Origin of the sequence: Algoriphagus aquimarinus, from assembly GCF_007997215.1 — a bacterium.
GTDB lineage: Bacteria > Bacteroidota > Bacteroidia > Cytophagales > Cyclobacteriaceae > Algoriphagus > Algoriphagus aquimarinus_A.
On the sequence record NZ_VORW01000018.1, the window covers coordinates 45,195 to 68,870 of the forward strand.

Sequence of the window (23,676 nt, forward strand, 5' to 3'; positions counted from 1 at the left end):
TAGTATTTTTGATCAAATAAACAGAAAAATTATGGGATACAAGATTAGCGATGTGATTTCCTACTTGGAGCAAATCGCCCCTCCATCCTATCAGGAGTCGTACGACAACGCTACTTTGATTACAGGAAACAGCAATTCCGAAGTGTCGGGGATTGTATGCTCACTTGACTGTATAGAAGCTACCGTAGAAGAAGCTATAGAACTAGGCGCCAACATGATCGTAGCTCATCATCCTATAGTTTTTAAAGGACTGAAGAGCCTCACAGGGAAAAATTATGTGGAGCGAACGATCATCAAAGCGATCAAAAATGATATCGCGATCTATGCTATTCACACCAATCTGGACCACGTAGCACACGGAGTGAATAAGCGAATTTCAGATCGATTGGGTCTTCTAAACACTAAAATTTTAAAGCCAAAAAAACAATTACTCAGCAAGCTGGTGTTTTTTGTGCCAGAACCAGAGAAAGACAAGGTCCTTCAGGCGGTCTATGCTGCTGGCGCAGGCCAAATTGGTGAATACTCAGATTGTTCGTTCCAGTTAAAAGGCACAGGAACTTTTACGCCTTCGGCAAAAGCAAACCCTACATTAGGTGAGCGAAGCAAAGCTCAAGAAGAACAAGAGATCCGAGTAGAGGTTTTAGTTGCCAATCATGTACTCCCAAAAGTATTACGCAAAATGCGTGAAGCCCATTCTTACGAGGAGGTAGCGTTTTACGTGCAAAGCCTTGAAAATGAAAACCAAGAAGTGGGTGCAGGTATGATTGGTACACTTACGCAAGAAATGGATGGTGAAGAATTTTTGGATCATCTGAAAGCCAAAATGAATCTGGAAGTGATCAAGCACACATCAATTATTCCACGAAAAATAAATAAAGTAGCTGTTTGTGGTGGGGCAGGTATTTTCCTGCTTGGAGACGCTATTCGTGCAGAGGCAGATGTCTTTGTGACCGCAGACGTGAAATACCACGAGTTTTTTGATGCCGATGGAGCATTAATTCTCTGTGACATCGGACATTATGAGAGTGAAATTTTTACAAAAGAACTACTCCGGGAGTTATTGTCACAAAATTTTCCTAATATTGCACTCTATTTGACAAAAGTAGTTACAAATCCCACATCCTACCGATAGTACATGGAAAGTACAGTAGCACAGAAACTCGAAGCTATTCACAACCTTCAACTTTTAGATTCAAAACTAGACGCCATCATTAAGGTTCGCGGAGCTCTTCCAGAAGAGGTTCAGGACTTAGAAGATGAAATAGCTGGATATGAAACTCGATTGGAGAAATTTCAAAGTGAAATAGATTCTTTTGATAACGAAATAAAGGCGCTTAAAGAAAGCATCAAGGACTCTGAGAAACTGATCAAAAAGTACCAGGAGCAGCAGATGAATGTTCGCAACAACCGCGAATATGATGCTATCACCAAGGAACTTGAACTTCAGGATCTAGAGATTCAGGTTGCGAAGAAAAAGATCACTGAAGCTGGATATCGAATTGATACCAAAAAAGTGGACTTGGAGGAATTAAGTGCAGTGAAAAAAGATCGTCAAAAAGATTTAGAACAGAAAAACAGCGAATTAACTTCGATTGTCTCTGAAAGCGAATCTGATGAAGCGAAACTTAGCACTGATCGTGAAAAAGCCACAAAGAAAGTTGACGAACGTCTTCTAAAATCATACACCAAAATCAGAGCTAATGCCAAAAATGGCCTAGCAGTGGTAATGGTTAAAAGAGGTGCTTGCGGTGGATGCTTTAACACTGTTCCGCCACAAAGACAGGCTGACATTCGTGAGAAGAAAAAACTGATTGTTTGTGAGCATTGCGGTAGAATCCTCGCTGGAGTTGAAGATGAGGTAGTAGAAGAAGTAGCTCCAAAGAAAAAAAGAGCTACTAAGGCTACTAAAGCCACCCAAGCTTAAGAAAGAAGATCATACGAGTTTATATATAAAAAGAAACCTCGGACATTCAGTTCGGGGTTTCTTTTTATATATTTTTTTGCTTTCAACGTATTAATTTTTCTATATTGAGAGCTATGAAAAGTCTTGGAATTCTAACTATTGTTCTATTTCTCTCTCTTTCTGCTTTTGCAGCTGAGACTGAATCCAAAACTTTTTTGGTCTTGTTCAAATCAAAGGAATTAAAATCGCTTAATACCTCACTGAAAGACATACAGTCCCAATTTTCTTCTGCTTTCAAAATAAGGTCATATGCTGGCAATTCTGAGCTTGCGATGATTATTAATATTCCAGAATGCGAATTTGACGCCTGTTTTCTCGGCCAATTTCTAGTGTCACTCGAAAAAGGTGAAGAGATGAAACTGCAGGAAATCGCCTTCCGACTAGTGGATATGACCGCCAACAAAAAGTCCTTGGACAACTACTTAATCGCTTTTGAAGCAAGTCAGCAAAAAAATAAAAACGATAAACGCCCTACCCCAGCTCCTTAAGATGCTCGGTATCGTTTCTTTTTAACAATTCAAAAGTCCCCTCTTCTTTTTGTTCGAGTAGATACAGGCAAAGATTTCTGTGTTCAAACATATCCATGTGACACAAGTCTTGCTTCATAATCAAGCTCAAAAATATACGCATCGCACGCCCGTGCATACAAACTAAAATCGTATCGCCCGGTCCGGATATTATCGCATCAATTCCCCTTTGCATTCGCTTAGCCACTATATTAGGGCTTTCTCCCCCTGCTATACAATAATCGAGATTCCCTTTTTGCCATTGGTCCAGCATGTGCTGATAATACTGACTTTCTTCAGGTGACATCGGGAGCCCTTCATAATCTCCCCAGGAGATCTCGTTAAGGTCCGTAGTAGAAATAGCAGGAATACCTAAGTCCAAAAAAGACTGTATTGATTGTTTGGTCCGTTGAAGTCCTGTGTAATACGCCTGATCAAATGGAATATTTTTGTACGCTTCAAAAAAAGCCGCAGCCTGCTTTCTACCGTTTTCATTGATCGGAGCATCGATTCCACTCCCCTGCACTACGCCTTTCAGGTTAAAATCAGTTTGTCCGTGTCTTACGAGGTAAATTTTTTTTCGATTCAAGATTATCTATTTTTGTCTGCACCCCAAAGAAAACTCATTTACTTTAAATTTCATGGTATTCTCCCAAAAGCCTTCATTGGATCAAATCAACCAGAACGGTAATAATACAATGACTGCACATCTGGGAATTGTATTTACCGAAATCGGAGATAATCATCTGATCGCAACCATGCCGGTAGACGAGAGAACAAAACAGCCGATGGGTTTGTTACACGGAGGAGCAAATGTAGTACTTGCTGAGACACTGGGAAGTGTAGCATCTTCACTTACGATTGACCTAAATAAACAAATTTGTGTAGGTCTTGAAATCAACGCAAATCATCTGAAAGGTGTTAAATCAGGATTGGTAACAGGAACTACATCTCCTATTCATATCGGAAAAAGCACACAGGTTTGGGAAATAAAAATCACAAATGAGCAAGGTCAACTCTGCTGCATAAGCAGAATCACCATGGCGATTTTAGACAAAAAGTAATGCATACCAACGTAGCTACGAATCATACGAAAACAGAAATTCTTCAACTCCTGCTTCAACTAGGTTTGACTTCTGGTGGTTCATTTGCCATCTGGCGAAAGCCAAAATCCAATACCGTTGAAATTGTTTTAGATGACACATCTGAGCCGATTAAAGTTGATTTATCCATTGAAAGTCTTGAACCAGGGTTTATTGTTCATCCTTTCGCTGACCAAGCAGATAAAAAAGCCTATTTCATAAAGGCTAACAAGTACTTTTCCTTTGAGCTTGACAGGCCACTGGACACAGATGAACTTCCTGAGTGGGCTAAAGTTCAATTGAAAAATCAGGAAAGGCTTTCTCCAGCAGAAATCCGGGAATTACTGATTAATCAAACATTGGTCTGCAAAGTACAAACCTCCAAACTGAGTGAGGACAAAGCTCACTTCATCCAGCTAGTCAAAGAAGGCATAAAAGCCATTAAAGAAAATCAACTCGAAAAAGTAGTTCCTGCCCGAACAAAAACCATCTCAATTCCTTCAAGTTTCAGCTTAAGCTGTACCCTATTGAGTATGATGGACGCATATCCGAATGCATTTATTAACTTCTTCCATTTGCCTCATGTAGGCACTTGGATAGGTGCTTCGCCGGAGACTTTGATAGAAACCAAAGGTGATACGTTTTACACCATGTCTCTAGCTGGTACTCAAAAAGCAACAGGAGACAATCCGCTCAAATCAGTGGCTTGGACTCAGAAAGAAATAGAAGAGCAAGCCTTAGTAAGTCGTTACATCGTTTCCTGCTTCAAGAAAATACGCCTTCGAGAATACGAGGAACATGGTCCGAAAACAGTACTTGCCGGCAATCTTCTGCACCTGCGATCTGATTTCAGAATCAACATGAAGGAAACTGGCTTTCCAGAACTTGGATCTATCATGCTAGGTCTCCTTCATCCAACCTCTGCTGTTTGTGGAATGCCTAGGCGCGAAGCACATGATTTTCTTCAGGAATTTGAAGGCTTTGACCGCTCATTTTTCTCAGGATTTCTTGGGCCAGTGAATATTCAGGGCAGCACTTCTATTTATGTCAATTTGAGAACAGCGAGCCTTCATGACAACGAAGCAACACTTTACGCCGGAGCTGGCGTGACTGAGGATTCTGATCCTGAAAAAGAATGGGAAGAAACAGAACTCAAGTGTGAAATCATCGGTAAATTCATTCAAAACCCAAGCGCTTGATACTTCAATCAGTTGTTGATTTAGTGGCGATTTGCGCCAAAAAGGGCATCCAAAATGCTATTCTTTCTCCCGGCTCACGCTGCGCTCCATTGACGCTTGCCTTTGCCAGACACCCTCACATCCACACTAGAACTATCTCTGACGAGCGTTCGGCCGCATTCATGGCCTTGGGTATGGCTCAGCAAATGGAAGAACCTGTGGCTTTGGTTTGCACCAGCGGATCAGCAGCTTTGAATTACTACCCAGCTGTAGCTGAAGCATTTTTCCAGCAAATCCCTCTATTGATTTTAACCGCAGACCGACCTACTGAATGGATCGATCAATACGACGGACAAACGATTTTCCAGCCAGAAGTTTACGGAAAGCATGTGAAGGGAAGCTTTCAATTGCCCGATTCTACACGCAATTCTGATCAGCTTTGGCACTCATCACGGGTCGTGAATGAGGCTATTAATCTCTCCAAGCAATTTCCAGCTGGCCCAGTCCATATCAATATTCCACTTCGGGAGCCGTTCTATCCTGAGCATGGTGAAAAAATAGAATTCCCTGGGAATCCGAAAGTTTTCAATCAGGAACATTCTTCTGTTCAGCTTTCTGAGGAAAGTTTGATCAGACTCAATAATCGCCTTCAGTCCTTCAGCAAGATTCTAATAGTCGCAGGGCAGCAGAAACCAAACGAGGTTCTTCAAGCTGTTTTAGATAAGCTTTCGAAAGAGAAAAAAGTGGTCATTGTCACTGACACGATTAGTAATTTGCAGTCAGATCAAACAATTTCGCTACACGATCACTGGTTAGGAAACCCGGCTCTGAGTCAAGAACTAGAGCCTGAATTGATTATTTCATTTGGGAAGTCGGTGATTTCAAAATCACTGAAACTATTTCTGCGAAAGACTCAAGCGTCACACTGGCATGTGCAGGAAGACGGGAAAGCAAAAGACACATTTCAAAGACTTTCTCGGACGATACCAAGTAGTCCAGTTTCATTTTTCAATTGGCTTGCAATAGCGCTTAAACCTCAGAATCAAGACTTCCAAAATAGCTGGATAGAATTGGAGCAAAAGACTCAGTCAGCACTTGCAGAAGTATTCAAAACAAGTGAATTCGGCGAATATTCTGCTTTGGCATTTTGCCTAAGCAAAACTCCTTCACTTTCCAAAATTCATGTAGCCAATAGTATGGCGGTGCGATACTTGAATTTGCTGGGAAAAAGAGAACAAGAAATAAGCTGTAACCGTGGAACTTCTGGCATCGATGGATCAAATTCCACTGCTGTCGGTTGCACCTTTACAACCAAGGATACCGTCACGCTTATTACTGGCGACATGGCTTTCTTCTATGATCGCAATGCTTTTTGGCATAATTACGCGATGCCAAACCTTCGGATAATTTTGCTGAATAATCATGCAGGTGGGATTTTTCGAATGATCGAAGGGCCGGCAAATCAGCCTGAATTAGAAGAGTATTTCGAAACCAAACAGAATTTATCTGCACAGCACCTGGCAACTGAGTTTGGCTTTTTCTATGTGAAAGTGATCAATCAGAATGAGTTGGAACTGGCTTTAGAAGATTTTTACTCCCCGAGTATTCATCCGAAAATCCTGGAAATCGAAACGGAAAGTAAAAGTAATGCCGACCTATTAAAACTGATCAAAGTAAGGGTTACAGAAACCTTAAGTGTAAAGTAAAATCAACTATTCTTTCTGAAAAACACGAACATAATCTACTTTCATTTCTTGTGGGAAAACAGTAGAACCATCAGGTCTACCCGGCCATTTCCCTCCTACAGCGACATTGAAAATAAAGAACATTGGCTTGTGGAATTCATCCAAACCAGCTGGACGAATATCAATTACATGAAACGCTTCACCATCAAGAAGCCAAACGATTTTCTCAGAATCCCAATCAATGGAAAACACATGAAATTCGTCATTGAAAATACCTGAAGCTAGTTTCGTACTTCCTCCATAATTCGCATAGCTTCCTCCATTGTCCCAATGTACAGTGCCATGAGTAGTTCTATCACGATCTTCAGTGGATCCGCCGATCATTTCCATGATATCGATTTCTCCACATTTAGGCCAGCTCACCTCATCGATATTAGCACCAAGCATCCATAGAGCAGGCCAAAGGCCTTGTCCTTTAGGTAAGATCGCACGTATATCAATTCGACCATAAGTGAAAGATTGCTTTCCCTTTGTTATCATCCTGGATGAAGTATAACTTTTTCCTCCTTCACTTTCTTGCTTTGCTGTAATGATAAGCTTTCCATCAGCTAGGGAGGTATTCTCTTTTTTGTAGTATTCTAATTCTTCATTTCCCCAACCACATAATTCAGGACAGCCATCACCAAGTTCGAAAGTCCAATTTTCGGAAATTGAGGAGGAATTGAATTCATCTGCCCAAGTTAATTTATACCCTGCATAAGACTCTGGACTGGTATACCCTGCATTTGGATCTAAACCCAAAGCAACTGCATTCATATTCACCACTTTAGTATCCACCACATATATCAACTCAGTGGCATGAGCCTGAAGAGTAATTTTATAATCACCTTTTTCTTTGTAAGTGTAATTGGCTGAGTTACCATCTACCCTTTGTGGGATCTCGCCAGGCAGGCCAAAACTAATTTTAAAAAAACTTGCATTAGTAGCTGAAAAAGTAGCTTTAACTTCTCCATTTCCTAATTGCACAATCGTCAAGATAATGTTGTTGGGTGTCACAGGCGTAGGAGCCACCTCGCTAGATGAAGTGCAGGAAGCCAAAAAGCATATTGTAACAACTAGAATCAAAGTACTCTTTAAGGTTTTCATATATTTCAAATAGGGTAAGAAAACGCTAGCAATCTAGTCTATAAAAAAGAAATAAATACCCTTTTTTAAATTCTGAATACCGACAAAAATGGCCCTACTATGGAAACGAAAACAATCAAGACTGCAATTCAGCAGTAAAACTAGAATCGGGAGAAGAACTTCTCCCAGATTTATTAACAAACCAAAACAAGAAATACAATAAGCCTATTTCGAATACCAATTGGGTTATTATACCTAAAACTGCTCCAATAACAGTTACAAATAAGACACCGGTTACAATTCCTAAAACACCAATTGGGACTGCTATTGATTTTAAAGGTGACTTAAATTGTAAAAAACTAATCCCGAATATTATAAATACTGCACCAGTTGAAATAACATATGGAATTATGAATAAAAAATTTGGTAAATCTTCAATCATCGCAAAATAGACTTCTACGCTAACACCTGCTGCATTTACCAAAATCATTATCCAAGCAGCAATTTTGAGCATAAAATTATTGAAGAAATCAGCAATCTTATAAAATGCTAACATGAAACCTGAAAAGAAAATCAGGGATGCCAATTTTAATCCAAAGTATAAGTTTAGGTCTATATCTTTATTTCCTTCGAATATGCTGTAATCCATGGGAAACTCAACAATAGAGCTAATCATGTATAATAAACCTGCTCCAAAACAGAGATATAACAGCTTTTTGAAAGATTCCGGTAGTGTGGAAACATTTTCACTTGGGACGTTTATTTTTTCATCCAATTGGATTCCCAAAGCCTCAAATAATGCTTTAATAGTATAACTCCGTGGAGTTACCTCCCCTGCCTCGATGCGCTGGATGGTCCGTACATTTAGGTTGCATAGTTCTACCAACTCCTCCTGAGTCAGTCCTTTTGCCTTTCTCATTTCAGAGATTTTTTTGCCAAGTTCTGGTTGCTTCATTGTGAATAGTTTTTGATTTACCATGGCAATTTCTCGGATTGGATTGTGACTTAAGCCGAAACAAGGTCGGTTTTGACCCGACATTCACCCGACATTTTGTTAAAGAGCTAAAAATAAGCGTTTTGTAACTAAATCTCTTGAATTTACCAAACCTAAAAATCGCTATTAGAAGATCTAAAGGGACCAGTAAAACTGATTAAGCCTTATTGATATCTTATTGGCAATAGATTTAATTTGAGAAGGACGAGGAGCAAAACAATAAGAAATGTACCAATAGCTGCAATAATATTAATGTACTTCTGCGCCTTTAGAGGGTCGATGATAAATTTTTGAAACGCCAAAATCAGCAAATATCCAATGATTCCACCAGTTGTATTTGTCAATAAATCAGTGATATCAAATGTCCCAAATTTAAATACATACTGAAGTCCTTCTAACATCAAACTTGTCAGAAAAAAGAAAAGTAGATTAAATCCAAAAGTCCGTTTTCTAAATAAGATTCCCGCATAAATTCCCAGTGGAATAAAAATCACCACATTCAAAGCGGTTTCCATTATGCTATAATAGCCATTTGCAAAAGGGATCAGGTTGATTTTCCTCTCTTCCAAATAAGAAAATTGCACTCCTAGCTTAAGCAAAATGATCCAACCCAAGACGATCAAATAAATTAGTAATAAAGTTTGGGTCAGCCTGTCAGCACTGTTTTCATCCTTTCCCATTCTCATTCTTTTGAATTACCCGCATAGTCGAATTTGCTAAAATTATTACTCAGGAAAACACTAATTCCCTTTTTCTACAGCAGTGGCAAAACCTGCTTCAATGCCGGATTGCGATTCTCTCCTTTCCAGATAGCAGAAAGCTCCGTGAACTGCAAAATATTCGGAATCTCCATAAATCGCACATTCAATTCATATCCTTCCTTCAAGGAAGTAGGAACTATCGCCACGCCCATCCCATTTTCTACCAACTTGAAGATCGTCAGCGCATGAACGGACTTATGCCTGATCTTGGGAGAAAAGCCTGCATCTCGACAAATACCAATGATCTGCTCGTAATAGAGATTGCTGTAATCAGAGGAAAAAAGTACAAATGACTCATCCTTAAACTGATTTACCGAAATAAAATCTCGTTCCTGAAGCGGATGATTTTTTGGCACTACCAGCGAAAAACTATCTCTCAGAACAACCTTCATTTCGAGATCACTTGGCACAGAAGCCAACCGTACAAACCCCAAATCCAACTTGTCCTTTTCGATCATTTCCACCTGAACAGAATTGCTCAACTCTTCCAAACTAGTGCTGATCAAAGGCTGATCTGCATTCAACTTGGCTAGTAAATCCGGTAAAACCTGATTGGAAGCAGAGCCTAAAAACCCAATTCTCAGCTCCCCGATTTTCCCTGCGGCAATCAATTTTAATTGGCTTCTCGTGAGATCCAGATGATTTAGAACGAAGTCAACTTCATTTTTGAAAAATGATCCTGCAGCTGTGAGCTCCACATGCTTTTGATCACGTTCAAAGAGTTTCACCTCCAGCATTTCCTCCAGGTTCTTAATTTGTCTACTCAAACCTGGTTGGGAAATAAATAGTCGCTCGGCTGCCTTTCGGAAATTCAACTCCTCAGCAACTGCTTTGAAATAACTTAAATGTCTTAATTCCATGATGCCTTAAAGGTATCAAATCATGACATAATTGATATCAAAACTTATCATTAATGCTAGGTACCTTTGGCAAGACCCTAGAATTGAGACCCAAATAGTTATGAATACTTTCCAATACGGCCAAGACCAACTGACAGTAGGCACAGCTTTGCAACTCGCTAGAAAAGAGATCAAAGGAGCATTAAGCCCTGAGACTCGTGACAAAGTCCAAGCATCTGCGGTAGCTGTGGCTAACATTGCCAAAGGTGAAAAAGCTGTATATGGAATTAACACGGGTTTCGGCCCACTATGTACCAGCAAAATTTCAGCTGCTGACACGCAGACTTTGCAGGAAAACCTCTTAAAAAGTCACGCTGTTGGTTTGGGTGAGCCAGTTCCTATAGAAATCTCCAAACTGATGCTGGTGCTGAAACTTCAGGCTTTGGCTCAGGGATTTTCGGGGATTAAATTGGAGACCCTAGAGAGAATGGGTTGGATGCTCGAGAATGACGTCATACCTGTCGTTCCAATCCAAGGCTCAGTGGGTGCATCTGGAGATTTGGCCCCACTCTCCCATTTATTTTTGCCACTACTAGGTTCAGGAAAAGTACATTTCGAGGGAGAAATTCATCGCACCTCAATTGTATTTGAAAAGCTGGGAATATCACCTCTTTCTCTCGGACCAAAAGAAGGTCTGGCGCTAATCAACGGCACCCAATTTATGGCTGCCTACGGAGTGAAAGTCGTGGACCGCTTGCATAATTTGCTCGTCCACGCAGATATCACTGGAGCTATGATGATCGAAGGCTTAATGGGTTCGATCAAACCTTTCTCTCCTGAATTGCATCAATTGAGGCCATTTGCAGGAAATAAACATGTAGCGCAGACTATTCTGAATTTGCTACATGGTTCGGAAATAGTCAATTCGCATTTGAATTGTGCCAGGGTTCAGGATCCGTATTCTTTACGCTGCATGCCACAGGTTCACGGCGCTTCCCGAAATGCCTGGCTTCACCTGAAAGATGCCATCGAAACTGAGATCAATTCCGTAACCGACAATCCCGTTGTGTTCAGCGAAGATCACACGATTTCCGGAGGTAGTTTCCATGGACAGCCAATCGCGTTGCCCTTAGATTATGCCTGCCTTGCTGCTTCGGAATTGGGAAACATTTCAGATAGACGAATCTATCTTTCTCTTGGAGGAGATACTCCAGGAGTGCCAAAATTGCTGATGAAAGAAACTGGTCTCAACTCAGGTTTGATGATTCCACAATACACTACAGCTGCTTTGGCTTCGGAAAATAAAGGACTTTGCTTTCCTGCTTCTGCAGACAGCATTCCAACGTCACTTGGTCAGGAAGATCACGTGAGTATGGGTTCGATTGGTGCAAGAAAAGCTTTGCAAGTCATTGGGAATGTGGAGAAAATCTTAGGAATTGAGTTGTTTTATGCTGCCCAGGCGATGGATTTCCATGCTCCTCTGAAATCTGGAAAGGTAATGACAGCTATTCATGCCCATGTAAGAAAAAGCATCACGCCTGTCATCAATGATCGAGTGATGACTGAAGACATGGAAGCGTCAATCGAGATGATACAAAGTGGTGAGTTGATCGAAATCGCAAATCAAGTAGCCAAAGAGGAAGGTTTACAATACCAGACCGAATGGAGTGAGCTTTTTAGTGTTTAGGTCATTCAGTTGAAAGCTCAATAAATTGTACTTCAATATTCTTTTCCAAAATCAATCCTACACTAACTAATCATGTATAAACTAATCGGCCCAATTACCCAGCTACTCACGCTTGATAAAGTCCCACTAAAGGGAGCGTTGAAAGATGAGCAATTGGAAATTCTGGAAAATGCAGGGATTCTGATTGAAGATGAAAAGATTCTGGAAGTTGGCAATTACAATGATTTGTTGGCAAAAGCACAAACTTTAAATACCGAGGTAATTGAGTTGAAAGGAGATTTTGTAGCTCTCCCCGGATGGATAGATTGTCATACACATATTTGTTTTGGAGGAAGTCGGGCACAGGATTTTGCAATGCGAAATGCAGGGAAATCCTATTTGGAAATCGCCGAAGCCGGTGGCGGAATTTGGGATACCGTTATTCAAACCAGAAATTTAAGCCAGGAAAAACTTGCAGAAAGAACCGTTACAAATGCAAATCGACATCTCAGCGAAGGAGTTACCACCATTGAAGTGAAAAGCGGCTACGGGCTAACTGTAGCTGAAGAAATCAAAATGCTTCGCGCAATACAAGAAGCAAATTCAGAAACCAAAGCTGATCTGATCCCAACTTGCCTAGCTGCTCACATGAAACCGAGAGATTTCGAAGGCTCCAAAGAAGCATATCTTCAGGAAATCAGCGAACATTTATTTCCTATTCTGAAGTCAGAAAATCTCGCGAATCGCATAGATTCATTTATTGAGCAGAGTGCATTTTCACCTAAAGAAATTGAAAGCTATTATCAAAAAGCAAGCGATTTAGGCTTTGACCTCACCGTACATGCTGATCAATTCACAACCGGAGGCTCTGAGGTTGCAGTGAAATTCGCTGCAAAATCAGCGGATCATCTAGAAGCATCTACTGCAAAGGAAATAGCCCTTTTGGCAAAATCAGACACAGTGGCAGTAGCTCTTCCAGGAGCGTCAATTGGCTTAGGCTGTGCATTTACACCTGCCAGAAAAATTCTAGATCAGGGAGGTTCTTTGGCAATTGGAAGCGATTGGAATCCTGGTTCTGCCCCAATGGGTGATCTGATAACACAAGCTTCTATTTTGGCAACCTTTGAGAAGTTAAGTACAGTTGAAGTATTAGCTGCGCTGACTTTCCGCGCCGCGGCTGCTCTGGGATTAGAAGATCGAGGAAAATTGAAAGCTGGATTATTAGCTGACTTCAATCTATTCTCAACGCATGATTTTAGAGAGATTCTGTATCATCAAGGCAAACTTAAACCTGAGCAGGTCTGGAAAAAAGGGAATAAGATTTAAGACAATAGACTTAAGACATTAGATCCAAGAGGTAAGAATCAAACAATGACGCACGAGGTTCAAATCCAACTCGTAAATCCCAAATCGTAATTCGTAATTCCAATGGTCTTCCAACAGCAAATATCCCAAGGCATTCCCACTTCACTTCCCTTAAAAAAAGAGCGTGACACTTCACTAAGTCATGCTCCAAAGCGAAAGGATCTTTTGAGTCATGAAGAAAAGAAACTTGCTCTGAGAAACGCCTTACGCTATTTCCCTGCAGAACGGCATGCTGAATTGGCTTCCGAATTCTTGGCTGAACTGAAAGAATTTGGCAGGATTTACATGTATAGATTCCAGCCTGAATACTCCATATATGCAAGACCAATTCAGGAATATCCCGCGAAATGTCAGCAGGCAGCAGCAATCATGTTGATGATTCAAAACAACTTGGATCCAGCCCTCGCACAACACCCTGAAGAATTGATTACTTACGGCGGAAATGGAGCAGTTTTCCAGAACTGGGCTCAATACCTTTTGGTGATGAAGTATTTGTCTGAAATGACAGAAAATCAAACGCTGCACATTTATTCTGGTCACCCAATGGGGCTTTTCCCATCTTCTCCAGAAGCACCCCGCGTGGTAGTTACGAACGGAATGATGATTCCAAATTATTCCAAGCCCGATGATTGGGAGAAATTCAATGCGCTTGGGGTAACACAATACGGACAGATGACCGCAGGTTCGTTTATGTACATTGGACCGCAAGGAATTGTTCATGGAACAACGATAACGGTGATGAATGCTTTCCGCAAGAAATTAAAAGCGGGAGAAAAGCCTGCCGGGAAAATCTTTTTGACGGCAGGTCTTGGAGGAATGAGTGGAGCACAACCAAAAGCGGGAAATATCGCAGGTTGCATTACCATCTGCGCTGAAGTAAATCCTGCTGCAGCAAGAAAACGACACGAGCAAGGTTGGGTGGATGAATTAATCGAAAATCTTGATGAATTAGTCTTTCGAACTCAACTCGCAAAACGAAACAAAGAAGTAGTCTCTATCGCTTACATTGGAAATATCGTAGATGTTTGGGAGCGTTTTGATAAGGAAAATATTTTCATAGAATTAGGCTCAGATCAGACCTCACTTCACAATCCTTGGTCTGGTGGATATTATCCTGTTGGACTATCCTTTGAGGAATCCAACCAGCTGATGGCGGAGAAACCAGAGGTATTCAAAGCAAAAGTTCAAGAAACACTTCGTCGTCATGCGGATTCCATCAATAGGCATGTAGTGAAAGGAACTTACTTTTTCGATTATGGGAATGCCTTTTTGCTGGAAGCGTCGCGAGCTGGAGCCGATGTATTGGCTGAAAACGGAATCGACTTCCGCTACCCATCTTACGTGCAAGATATATTGGGACCTATGTGTTTTGACTATGGTTTTGGGCCTTTCCGCTGGGTTTGTACCTCTGGGAAAACGGAGGATTTGAGGAAATCAGATCAGATAGCCGCAAGAGTTTTGAAGGAAATCATGCAGAATTCACCAGCTTCAATCCAACAGCAAATGCAGGATAATATCACTTGGATAGAAGAAGCAGAAAAGAACAGATTGGTCGTCGGATCACAAGCTCGCATTCTTTATGCTGACGCCGAAGGTCGTGCTAAGATTGCTGAAGCTTTCAACGATGCAATTTCTTCAGGTGAAATCTCTGCTCCCATCGTACTAGGCCGAGATCATCATGATGTCAGCGGTACGGATTCACCTTACCGCGAGACCAGCAATATCTATGACGGCAGTAAGTTCACAGCTGATATGGCGATTCACAATGTGATCGGCGACAGTTTCAGAGGTGCAACCTGGGTTTCAATTCACAATGGTGGCGGTGTAGGCTGGGGAGAAGTGATGAATGGAGGTTTTGGGATGCTCCTTGATGGAAGTAAAGAAGCTGAAAGAAAGCTACAATCCATGCTTTTCTACGACGTAAATAATGGAATTGCCAGACGTGCTTGGGCAAGAAATTCAGGCTCTTTGGAAGCTATTCAGCGGGAAATGGACCGTAGTCCTGGATTGAAAGTAACCATCCCTAATTTGGTTGATGAGGATATTCTGGGATCAATTGTATTCTAAGAAGTAGTGACAAATCATGCCAATCAAAATTTAATTGAAGCCACTCATTAGGAAAAAGGTGATTCCACTTATTGTTAAATCACCTAAAACTAAAACCTTTTTTTGAATCATACCTAAAAACCAAATACATTGGTCGGGATTACAAAAATATCAGTAAGCAATTTTTAAGGTAGTTTAAAAGTAAATTATAAACCCACCATGCTCCATCAAAACCCGAATCCTTCACTTTGGTCAGGTAGAAAATCTGAAACAATCGAATATTGGCACCAGGCTGCTATCTCAGTAAAAGACCTTAAGGTGGATCAAACTCAAGAGTATCCTAAAGTCGGTATTCTAGGATATGCAGGTGAAGAGGGAGTCAAAAGAAATCAGGGCAGATTGGGTACTGCAGAAGGACCAAATGCAATAAGAAAAAGCCTTGGAAGTTTGGCTTTTCACTTGCCTGACACAAGCAGAATCTTTGATTATGGGGACGTTTATACAGAAAATTCTGATTTAGAATCAAGCCACGAACTAATTACTGACACTGTTTTCAATCTTCTGGAAACGAAGCATTTTCCTATCCTTTTGGGTGGGGGGCATGATTTGGCCTTGGCACATGGACGAGGAATCTATAAGTATCTAGCTTCCAAAAACCAGACTCTTGGCATAATTAATATGGATGCGCACTTTGATTTGCGCCCGACCATCGATGGAAAAGGACACTCTGGGTCGCCATTTCTCCAACTGGCTCAGGAAAACCCAGACACATTTAAATATCTATGCTTAGGAGTACAGCGGTCCGTAAATCCAAAATCACTTTTTGAAACCGCGGATAAAGTTGGTGCTAAATGGATGGTCATGGAAGATTTCAGAATGAATAACTGGGAAGTAATTCAGGAAAAAATCCTCTGGTTCTTAGACTCTGTGGACAAAATCTACCTTAGCGTAGATATGGATGGTTTTTCGTCAGCATTTGCCCCTGGAGTTTCAGCGCCATCACCTATGGGATTCAGACCTGAATTTGCGTTCAAAGTATTTGAATTACTTTCTTCCAGCAAAAAGCTCATTTCTCTAGACGTGGTAGAACTCAATCCTGCCTTCGACCACGATCAGGCTACGGCTAGACTGGCAGCGAGATGCGCTGAATATGTAGCTAGGAAGGTACTAAGAACCAGCCCTTAAAATTATCCTGAAAACAATTCAGAAAGAATTACCTCCTTATGAAGATTTCAAAAACCTACTTTTTAATAACCCTTACTTTTTCGTTTTTCAGTTGTAAGCCTATTGAAGAAGAATCTGGAATCCCCAATTTCAATATTACTGACCAGAACATTTCAGAATTTGACGAGGCAATTTCTTCGATTAGTTTATTCCTCTGAAAAACAATAATGATTCTCCTGTCAACCTTAATTGCAGTGTTTGGAATCTCACGGTCACGGCAAATTATTTTGTCTATTCGACCATTTGCAATCCCGAAGCTAAAATCCATCTTTTTGACCTTAAAGGGAATTACATTAAATCCCTAAGTAAAAATGGAAATGACCCCGAGGAATATCAAGTGAAAATGAAGGATTAGAGAGTCGCCTTTTTGAAGGCTTCTGCTTGATAAAGCAAGAAACACCTGGCTAGCCCCAGAATTTTAGTCAATTACTGAATTGTTTTCACTTTCACGAATTCCTCTTTATTTTCTATAATTTCTATAGAATTAACGAGCATTCGACCCATCCCATCCCATTGTACCTTCATCTCATCTCCAGTTTGTAATTTGATGCCAACACCGAAACTAAAAGCACCTGTACCATAAAAATGTACATGACACTGTAGCGGCTGGCGATGGTCAGGATATTTAAAATGATGATATTCCAAATTAGCCAAAGTATGAGCCATGTTGGTTTCACCAGTTTTTATGTCTGCTGACCACAATATCTCTTCCTTTCGGGAAACTGTTACCACTCCATTTAGATCGGAAAAATCATCTGTAAGTACAAGTTCAGGACCGATAGAGCAATTGCGCAACTTGGAAGGAGCCAGGTAGAGATAATTCTTCTTTTCCATCACATGGTCTGAGAACTCATTACCGGTGGTGAATCCGATACGTACCGGTTGACCAGTTCTGTCCACAATATAAACACCGGCTATCTCAGGCTCTTCTCCCCCGTCATTTCCAAAATCGGGAACTTGCAATGCCTCACCGTGTGCTTTCAAAATAGCTCCCGTCCCTTTGTAAAACCATTCAGGCTGGACACCAATCTCACCTTCAGCGGGCTTTCCACCCTCCACACCCCATTGATAGACTTTCATACTGTCAGTCAATGTATTTCCTTCATCAGACTGATGCATCACCTGTCTATTCATGGCGCTGCTGTGATGAGTCAACCCTGTGCCCGAAACGATGCAATTGGAAACTGTATCTGGGTTGTCGAATGATGGTAATAACTTCCAATCACTTTTTCCAAAATAGACCATATCGTAGTCCAACTTCTCAGTTGAAAGCTGTTGCTCTAAAAGTGCATGAATCGAGACCCCAGAGTCTAGTGCCTTTAATGCCAACTGAAATATGGAAGTGAACTCATCTACCAAAATCAGATAAGGTTCAGAGACTACTGCTATTTTCCTGCCTTTACTTTGATAGGAAATCTGTACTAATCTGGTCTTGTCTTTCATTTTCTTTTTGGTTATAAATGGGTTCTTACTTAGGAAATCAATGCCTCCCACAAAATTTCCACCGGATGCTTAGCTTTTCTACCTGTTCCGTCAGCAATCTGGTGACGGCAAGATGTACCTGGCGCAGCGATTATAGTTTCTGAATCAGCATTCCTTACAGCTGGAAATAAAACCAACTCTCCCACTTGCTGAGAAACTTCATAATGCTCAGCTTCATAGCCAAAGCTTCCAGCCATTCCACAGCATCCGCTTGGTATCGTTTCTACAGAGTAATTTGTGGGTAGAGACAACAATTTCTGTGTCCAATTCATAGAAGAAAGTGCCTTCTGATGACAATGTCCATGAAGTTTGATTTTCTGTGTTTTGGTGGTAAAAGAGTCAGCTTTGATATTCCCAGCAGCAATTTCCTGCCCCAAAAACTCATCAATCAGCTTCACATGAAATTTCAATTTCTTTGCTGCTTCCGCCAAATCTTTTTTAACAATACGAGGATATTCATCTCGGAAACTCAAAATAGCAGAAGGCTCCAAACCAATCAAAGGTGTATTCCCATCTATCAGCTTCTCAAAAACTTTCACATTCGCTTCAGCATGTTTCTTGGCTTTTGGCAACAAGCCCTTAGAAAGCGCAGATCTACCACTTTCTTCATGATCAACGACTTTCACTTCGTAGCCTAGCTTTTTAAGCAGAGAAATCGCCTTAATTCCAATCTCAGTATCATTGTGATTGGTAAACTCATCCACAAAAAAGTAAATAGATTTAATCTGCTTTGCCGCAGATGGAAGTGATTCGTAATTCTTCTTGTACCACTTGCGAAGACTGACTTTGCTGATCTCAGGTAAACTCCTTTTTGGAGCTACGCCCAAAACAGACTTCATCAAACCGCCAGTCAGACTATTGCTCAACATGAAATTTGCCAAGCCTCCGGTTTTCGAACCCAACTCATTCAATTCATTTATATAAGCAAAGGCTCTGGATCGAAGGGGGATTCCGTTTGTCTTTTGGTATTGATAGAGGAATTCAGCTTTCATGCTAGACATGTCCACATTGGAAGGACATTCCGCCGTACAGCCTTTACAGGAAAGGCACAAATCCATCGCTTCCTTGATCTCAGGATGGTTGAAGGCATTTTCCTTTTTGTCCATCGTGAGAAACTCGCGGAGTGTATTGGCTCGGCCTCGAGTGGTATCCTTTTCATTACGAGTTGCCATGTAGCTTGGACACATGGTGCCGCCAGAACCTGGAAGTTTGCGACAATCGCCAGATCCGTTGCACTTTTCTGCCAAACGAAGAATTCCACCTACATTGGAGAAATCCATCAACGTATCATGAATTGGAGTTTCCGTATCCGGCTCGTAGCGCAGGAATTTATTCATCGGAGCAGCATCTACGATCTTGCCTGGATTGAAAATATTCTGAGGATCCCAAGAGAATTTGATCCTGCGTAAAAGCTCGTAATTCTTTTCCCCTACCATCAGCGGAATAAATGCAGCCCGTACCCGACCGTCTCCATGCTCACCGCTTAATGACCCCTGATACTTCTTAACCAATTCGGCTGAAGCTTTAGAAATCTTATAGAACTCCTCTACATCCTTAGACTTTTTCAAATCCAGAATTGGTCTCAAATGTATTTCTCCAGCGCCAGCATGCGCATAATAAACTGGCTTTTGATTAAAGCCATCCATCATTCCTCCTACCTCATCGATGTAATCTGCAAGATCTTCTATATCCACGGCCGTATCTTCAATACACGCAACAGCTTTCGCATCTCCTGGAATATTAGCCAACAGACCCAATCCCGCTGAGCGCAGTGCCCAAGCGGTGGAAACCATCGCCGGTTCAATGATAGGATACGCATAGCCAAGTCCTGTTGCTATCAAGTCATCCACCAAAGCTTTGCCTTTGGCCATTGCTTCTTCCAGCGTTTGGCCTCGAAACTCCACCATCAAAATCGCCTCAGGATCTCCCTCCACGAAATAGCGGTTTTTACTGTATTCAATGCTTTCTTTGGTGCAGTCCAAAATGATTTTATCCATCAACTCAACTGCTGTAGCTGGATGCTTCATGGCCGTCTGAGCAGAGACCATACTTTGATGTATCGTCTCAAAATGCGCGGCTACCACGATTTCGATAGGTTCAGGAAGTGGGTCAAGGCTGATTTTGATTTCAGTTGTAAAAGCCAATGTCCCTTCAGAACCGCTCAACAACTTACAGAAATTGAATTTTTCCTGTCCTTCGAAAAGCTCAGATTTCAGTAATTCATCTACAGCATAACCGGTGTTTCTTCTATGAATAGACTTTTTTGGAAACTGGGCATGAATTTCTGCCCGAGCTTCTGGATCGTTTAATTCATCAAAAACTTGTCGATAAATCTTCCCTTCCAGTGTTTGAAAACCGCATTTCCGATCAAATTCATCTTGAGTAATCTCTCCAAAAACAACCTCATTTCCATCACTCAAGAGCGTATTTAAAGAAATCACTTTGTCACGGGTCACACCATAAACAATAGAAGTCGTACCAGATGAGTTATTCCCAACCATCCCGCCAATCATCGCTCGGTTGGCCGTAGAAGTGATCGGACTGAAGAAAAGCCCGTGTGGCTTCAAATAGCGATTAAGCTCATCACGCACCACTCCTGGCTGCACTCTTACCCATCGATCAGCTACATTCAATTCCAGTATTTTGGTAAAATGCTTAGAAACATCCACCACTATCCCATTTCCGACGCACTGCCCAGAAAGTGACGTTCCTGCAGTCCGGGGAATCAGTGAAGTGCCATTTTTGGAAGCAAAAAGTATAAGCTTCTTTATATCTGCCTCAGTTTTCGGAAAAGCTACTGCCAAAGGCATCTCCCGATAGACTGAAGCATCGGTTGCGTAAAGTGTCTTGGTAAGCGTATCCAATTGCAAAGTCCCTTCCATTTGGCCGGAAAGTTCTTGAAGCAAAGGCAATAGGTTAGGTTGGTTTGAACTCATGCTCAAAAATAACCCGATGTGATGGATTTAAAGAAAAGTTGAGCAAAAGAATTTGGAAATGATCAATGGACAATATTCAATGATCAATTTTCAAAGCATAACAATTTGATGCTCTATACTTGTAGCTATTGAAGAAAATTTAATTATTCTTTTTTATAAGTCTCCTTACTCCTAGCTATATCTCCATTTGGAAAAATCATTCTTGTCTGTAGTTCATCTTCCCTTCCATTCAATTTAATTAAATAGTTGTAAGTATAAATTTTATCATAATCAAAAATTCGAAGAGTATCTCCAATAATCATCCATTTACCTTTTTTAAAAACGACCTCTTTTTCCTTTGCATTAACATCCGTCCAGTAAACCGTATCCTTCTTGAATTCATAATAAGCATTATTCAAATAAAGCTCATTCACTTCAAGGATCTCATCTTGTTGATCTTTTGGAGTAGATTTAAACGCTGCAGAATTCACCAAATTGAAATTTGCCTCTGCAAAGGTTAATGTCCATTTACCCAATAGAGCACTAGGGTCAATTAATAGGATCAGAAGAAATAAAAATCTCATATTTTTTTCTTTTAATTAAAAATCACAATAACAACTCATTATGAGTTAGTTATATATTGATCAATTTAATAACAGATCGCAGAATATTTAATACTTAGTTAAATAAAAAATGTTAAACGCAATAAATACCTAATTATTTAAACAAAATATTCCTTTGTGATACAAAGCCTGAACAATGAAACTTGAATTTGATAATTGAAACTTTCCCCCCTTTCTTTACAACAAACACTAAAATCAATACATGTTTTTCTATCTCTCCCAATTTCTGAGTTTCCTAGCAATGCCGTTAACTATCATCAGTTTATTGATTGTGATTGGAGCTTTATACGTGAAAAAGAAATGGGGAAAAAGAATCCTTTGGACTGGGATATTTTTGCTATGGTTTTTCTCCAATCAGTTTATTGCAAATCAAGCCATGCTAGCCTGGGAACCTGAATTCAAGGCATTCACTGCCGTGAAAAACCATGAAATCGGTATTGTGCTTACCGGAGTGACAAACATGAGTAAGACCGCTTATGACCGAACTTTCTTCAACAAGGGTGCAGATCGGATCACTCATGCATTACAGCTTTACCGTATGGGGAAAATCAAAAAAATCCTGATTACAGGTGGGCAAGGTCTTAATCCGGTAAACCCACAATCTGAAGCAGAACTTCTGCAACGCTTTCTTCTGATGACTGGAGTTCCCGCAGAAGATGTCATGATCGAGGATCAAGCAAAAAACACCGCTCAAAACGCCTTGTTTACTAAGGAATTCTTTAAGAAAAATGGAATCAACACTGAGCAGGAGTTTCTATTGATCACATCGGCTTTTCACATGTACAGAGCAAAAGGCTGCTTCGATAAAGTTGGTCTTAATACAACCACTTTCCCTACGGATTATTACAGTCATGATACAAAGTATGACTTTCCGTCTTTTGTTTATCCCAGCCCTTCTTCCATTGAAAACTGGCATAAACTGGTAAAAGAATGGATCGGTATAGTCGTTTATACTGCGGTTGGGTATATGTAAGTATTTGATCGCTATCACTCAGCTTTTAAAAGTAGTGAGGAATTGATATTTCATAATTTTATCACGTACTTTACGTAACGCTATTTACGTAACGCCATTTACGTAATATCAAATCTAGGAATTATGAAAGACCCATTCAATCCCTTCGTAATCAACACCTATCAAGGAAAAGACTATTTCTGTAATCGAGAAAACGATCTAAACATGCTCGCCTCTCATATAGAAAACGATAGAAATGTAGTACTTTATGCATGGAGAAGACTAGGTAAATCAGCTCTTATCTATCGATTTTTTGAAGAATTAGAAACTTTCAAAGGCTGCGAAACCATTTATGTAGACTTGCTTGCCACTCAAAATATAGAAGAAGCGATACAAGCCATTGCTTCAGCTATCTATGAAAAATATGGCAAAACTACCTCTGGCATCAGCGTGAGCATCCAAAAACTACTCGCCTCCATTGGAGCAACAATTAATTTCAGCGCACTTTCTGGTTTACCAGAAATAACCCTTGGAATCAACAAATCAGAGCAACCAAGCCAATCACTCAAGGCTCTGGGAGAATTTCTGCTTTCCCGAAAAAAGCGAATAGTGATCGCCATTGATGAGTTCCAGCAAATCGCTGATTATGAGGGAGCAAAGGCAGAAGCTGTTTTCCGAACTTGGGTTCAGCAAATCCCTGAAGTAAGGTTCATCTTCAGCGGCAGTCATCGGACGCTTATGGAGGCTATGTTTACAGAGAAAAAGCGACCATTCTATCAAAGCTCACAACTGGAATCCCTTCAACCAATAGCATTGGAGGCTTACACAGAATTCATCAGCCTTCATTTTCAAGCTGCAAAAAAAATAATCGAGCCCGATTTAATAGAGAAGATCTATAACTGGAGTCGTGGACAAACTTACACAGTTCAACTAGTCTGCAATCATCTTTTTGGCAATTACAAAAAAGTGACTAATGCAGATGTGGATGTGGTGTTTGATCAGATATTGAAGCAGCAGCAAGCGGTTTTTGCCAATTTCCAAAAGATGCTCACAAGAGCTCAATGGAATGTATTTCGAGCGATTGCAAAAGAAGAACCATTACAAAATCCGCTAAGTAAAGACTTTATACAAAAGCACAATCTAGGAGCTGCTAGTACTGTCAGCACAGCTTTGAAAGCCTTAGAAAAATTAGAATTGGTAATCAAAGATGAGGGGAATTATCTAGTGCACGAAGTGCAACTAGCTAGATGGATGGCTAGTCGCTAACGCT

The 23,676-nt window shown here is 40.7% G+C and carries 20 protein-coding genes; 12 read left to right on the forward strand and 8 right to left on the reverse strand.

All coding sequences use genetic code 11. From position 1 onward, the window contains the following. The first annotated feature begins 31 nt into the window (after positions 1–31). From ESV85_RS17915 to ESV85_RS17925, 3 genes are all read left to right on the forward strand, one after another. Complete coding sequence (locus tag ESV85_RS17915; protein ID WP_146920041.1) at positions 32–1,132, forward strand: Nif3-like dinuclear metal center hexameric protein; 1,101 nt, start codon at positions 32–34, stop codon at positions 1,130–1,132. 3 nt (positions 1,133–1,135) lie between these two features. Next, on the forward strand, positions 1,136–1,924 hold the full coding sequence (locus ESV85_RS17920) for a zinc ribbon domain-containing protein (RefSeq protein WP_146920042.1): 789 nt from the start codon (positions 1,136–1,138) through the stop codon (positions 1,922–1,924). A gap of 113 nt (positions 1,925–2,037) precedes the next feature. Then, positions 2,038–2,451 carry a hypothetical protein gene (locus tag ESV85_RS17925; protein WP_146920044.1) on the forward strand — a complete coding sequence of 138 codons (414 nt, stop codon included), beginning with the start codon at positions 2,038–2,040 and terminating at the stop codon, positions 2,449–2,451. Here the strand turns inward: ESV85_RS17925 and ESV85_RS17930 are convergent. Beyond that, on the reverse strand, positions 2,435–3,058 hold the full coding sequence (locus ESV85_RS17930) for a histidine phosphatase family protein (RefSeq protein WP_146920046.1): 624 nt from the start codon (positions 3,056–3,058) through the stop codon (positions 2,435–2,437). The genes ESV85_RS17925 and ESV85_RS17930 overlap by 17 nt on opposite strands. 52 nt (positions 3,059–3,110) lie before the next feature. Here ESV85_RS17930 and ESV85_RS17935 point away from each other — a divergent pair, with 52 nt between their 5' ends. The 3 genes from ESV85_RS17935 to menD are packed head-to-tail and all read left to right on the forward strand — an operon-like array spanning position 3,111 to position 6,435. Continuing rightward, positions 3,111–3,533: a hotdog fold thioesterase gene (locus ESV85_RS17935; protein ID WP_146920048.1), complete on the forward strand. Its 423-nt coding sequence runs from the start codon at positions 3,111–3,113 to the stop codon at positions 3,531–3,533. After that, positions 3,533–4,750 (forward strand): chorismate-binding protein, encoded by a 1,218-nt coding sequence (locus ESV85_RS17940; RefSeq protein WP_146920050.1) that lies wholly within the window; start codon positions 3,533–3,535, stop codon positions 4,748–4,750. Before ESV85_RS17935 ends, ESV85_RS17940 begins: the two co-directional genes overlap by 1 nt. Next, on the forward strand, positions 4,747–6,435 hold the full coding sequence (menD, locus tag ESV85_RS17945) for a 2-succinyl-5-enolpyruvyl-6-hydroxy-3-cyclohexene-1-carboxylic-acid synthase (RefSeq protein WP_146920052.1): 1,689 nt from the start codon (positions 4,747–4,749) through the stop codon (positions 6,433–6,435). The genes ESV85_RS17940 and menD overlap by 4 nt, the downstream gene beginning before the upstream one ends. 6 nt (positions 6,436–6,441) lie before the next feature. Here menD and ESV85_RS17950 read toward each other — a convergent pair whose 3' ends face one another. The 4 genes from ESV85_RS17950 to ESV85_RS17965 all read right to left on the reverse strand — a co-directional run bounded on the left by ESV85_RS17950 (position 6,442) and on the right by ESV85_RS17965 (position 10,154). After that, the gene (locus ESV85_RS17950; protein ID WP_146920054.1) at positions 6,442–7,560 is read right to left on the reverse strand and encodes a family 16 glycosylhydrolase; all 1,119 of its coding nucleotides are present in this window, start codon (positions 7,558–7,560) and stop codon (positions 6,442–6,444) included. 115 nt (positions 7,561–7,675) lie between these two features. Continuing rightward, positions 7,676–8,518: a helix-turn-helix domain-containing protein gene (locus ESV85_RS17955; protein WP_191322050.1), complete on the reverse strand. Its 843-nt coding sequence runs from the start codon at positions 8,516–8,518 to the stop codon at positions 7,676–7,678. Positions 8,519–8,697: 179 nt separating this feature from the next. Further along, entirely contained in the window at positions 8,698–9,219 is a 522-nt protein-coding gene (locus ESV85_RS17960; RefSeq protein ID WP_146920058.1) for a VanZ family protein, read from the reverse strand. Positions 9,220–9,287: 68 nt separating this feature from the next. Further along, the gene (locus ESV85_RS17965) at positions 9,288–10,154 is read right to left on the reverse strand and encodes a LysR family transcriptional regulator (RefSeq protein WP_146920060.1); all 867 of its coding nucleotides are present in this window, start codon (positions 10,152–10,154) and stop codon (positions 9,288–9,290) included. A 100-nt stretch (positions 10,155–10,254) separates the two neighbouring features. Here ESV85_RS17965 and hutH point away from each other — a divergent pair, with 100 nt between their 5' ends. From hutH to hutG, 4 genes are all read left to right on the forward strand, one after another. Beyond that, positions 10,255–11,820, forward strand: coding sequence for a histidine ammonia-lyase (hutH, locus tag ESV85_RS17970; protein WP_146920062.1), 1,566 nt, complete (start codon positions 10,255–10,257; stop codon positions 11,818–11,820). A gap of 72 nt (positions 11,821–11,892) precedes the next feature. After that, positions 11,893–13,125, forward strand: a complete 1,233-nt coding sequence (hutI, locus tag ESV85_RS17975; RefSeq protein WP_146920064.1) for an imidazolonepropionase — start codon at positions 11,893–11,895, stop codon at positions 13,123–13,125. 102 nt (positions 13,126–13,227) lie between these two features. After that, positions 13,228–15,231 (forward strand): urocanate hydratase, encoded by a 2,004-nt coding sequence (locus ESV85_RS17980; RefSeq protein ID WP_146920066.1) that lies wholly within the window; start codon positions 13,228–13,230, stop codon positions 15,229–15,231. Between the two features lie 198 nt (positions 15,232–15,429). Beyond that, a complete protein-coding gene (hutG, locus tag ESV85_RS17985) occupies positions 15,430–16,395 on the forward strand; it encodes a formimidoylglutamase (protein WP_146920068.1) in 966 nt (321 codons plus the stop codon). Between the two features lie 465 nt (positions 16,396–16,860). Here hutG and araD1 read toward each other — a convergent pair whose 3' ends face one another. The 3 genes from araD1 to ESV85_RS18005 form a co-directional block, all read right to left on the reverse strand. Next, a complete protein-coding gene (gene araD1, locus ESV85_RS17995; RefSeq protein ID WP_146920072.1) occupies positions 16,861–17,877 on the reverse strand; it encodes an AraD1 family protein in 1,017 nt (338 codons plus the stop codon). A gap of 29 nt (positions 17,878–17,906) precedes the next feature. After that, the gene (locus tag ESV85_RS18000) at positions 17,907–20,852 is read right to left on the reverse strand and encodes an FAD-binding and (Fe-S)-binding domain-containing protein (RefSeq protein WP_146920074.1); all 2,946 of its coding nucleotides are present in this window, start codon (positions 20,850–20,852) and stop codon (positions 17,907–17,909) included. 143 nt (positions 20,853–20,995) lie between these two features. Beyond that, entirely contained in the window at positions 20,996–21,415 is a 420-nt protein-coding gene (locus ESV85_RS18005) for a hypothetical protein (protein WP_146920076.1), read from the reverse strand. A 241-nt stretch (positions 21,416–21,656) separates the two neighbouring features. On the opposite strand from ESV85_RS18005, the gene ESV85_RS18010 reads away from it, so the two are divergent. Together ESV85_RS18010 and ESV85_RS18015 are read left to right on the forward strand one after the other, a co-directional pair. Next, entirely contained in the window at positions 21,657–22,427 is a 771-nt protein-coding gene (locus tag ESV85_RS18010) for a YdcF family protein (protein ID WP_146920078.1), read from the forward strand. 123 nt (positions 22,428–22,550) lie between these two features. Beyond that, positions 22,551–23,672 carry an AAA family ATPase gene (locus ESV85_RS18015; protein WP_146920080.1) on the forward strand — a complete coding sequence of 374 codons (1,122 nt, stop codon included), beginning with the start codon at positions 22,551–22,553 and terminating at the stop codon, positions 23,670–23,672. Positions 23,673–23,676 lie beyond the last annotated feature (4 nt).

Bases quoted from the DNA above. Each gene is read 5' to 3' on its own strand.
- ESV85_RS17915 (WP_146920041.1), top strand. From the start codon at position 32: ATGGGATACAAGATTAGCGATGTGATTTCCTACTTGGAGCAAATCGCC.
- ESV85_RS17920 (WP_146920042.1), top strand. From the start codon at position 1,136: ATGGAAAGTACAGTAGCACAGAAACTCGAAGCTATTCACAACCTTCAA.
- ESV85_RS17925 (WP_146920044.1), top strand. From the start codon at position 2,038: ATGAAAAGTCTTGGAATTCTAACTATTGTTCTATTTCTCTCTCTTTCT.
- ESV85_RS17935 (WP_146920048.1), top strand. From the start codon at position 3,111: ATGGTATTCTCCCAAAAGCCTTCATTGGATCAAATCAACCAGAACGGT.
- ESV85_RS17940 (WP_146920050.1), top strand. From the start codon at position 3,533: ATGCATACCAACGTAGCTACGAATCATACGAAAACAGAAATTCTTCAA.
- ESV85_RS17950 (WP_146920054.1), bottom strand. From the start codon at position 7,560: ATGAAAACCTTAAAGAGTACTTTGATTCTAGTTGTTACAATATGCTTT.
- ESV85_RS17955 (WP_191322050.1), bottom strand. From the start codon at position 8,518: ATGGTAAATCAAAAACTATTCACAATGAAGCAACCAGAACTTGGCAAA.
- ESV85_RS17960 (WP_146920058.1), bottom strand. From the start codon at position 9,219: ATGAGAATGGGAAAGGATGAAAACAGTGCTGACAGGCTGACCCAAACT.
- ESV85_RS17965 (WP_146920060.1), bottom strand. From the start codon at position 10,154: ATGGAATTAAGACATTTAAGTTATTTCAAAGCAGTTGCTGAGGAGTTG.
- hutH (WP_146920062.1), top strand. From the start codon at position 10,255: ATGAATACTTTCCAATACGGCCAAGACCAACTGACAGTAGGCACAGCT.
- hutI (WP_146920064.1), top strand. From the start codon at position 11,893: ATGTATAAACTAATCGGCCCAATTACCCAGCTACTCACGCTTGATAAA.
- ESV85_RS17980 (WP_146920066.1), top strand. From the start codon at position 13,228: ATGGTCTTCCAACAGCAAATATCCCAAGGCATTCCCACTTCACTTCCC.
- hutG (WP_146920068.1), top strand. From the start codon at position 15,430: ATGCTCCATCAAAACCCGAATCCTTCACTTTGGTCAGGTAGAAAATCT.
- araD1 (WP_146920072.1), bottom strand. From the start codon at position 17,877: ATGAAAGACAAGACCAGATTAGTACAGATTTCCTATCAAAGTAAAGGC.
- ESV85_RS18000 (WP_146920074.1), bottom strand. From the start codon at position 20,852: ATGAGTTCAAACCAACCTAACCTATTGCCTTTGCTTCAAGAACTTTCC.
- ESV85_RS18005 (WP_146920076.1), bottom strand. From the start codon at position 21,415: ATGAGATTTTTATTTCTTCTGATCCTATTAATTGACCCTAGTGCTCTA.
- ESV85_RS18010 (WP_146920078.1), top strand. From the start codon at position 21,657: ATGTTTTTCTATCTCTCCCAATTTCTGAGTTTCCTAGCAATGCCGTTA.
- ESV85_RS18015 (WP_146920080.1), top strand. From the start codon at position 22,551: ATGAAAGACCCATTCAATCCCTTCGTAATCAACACCTATCAAGGAAAA.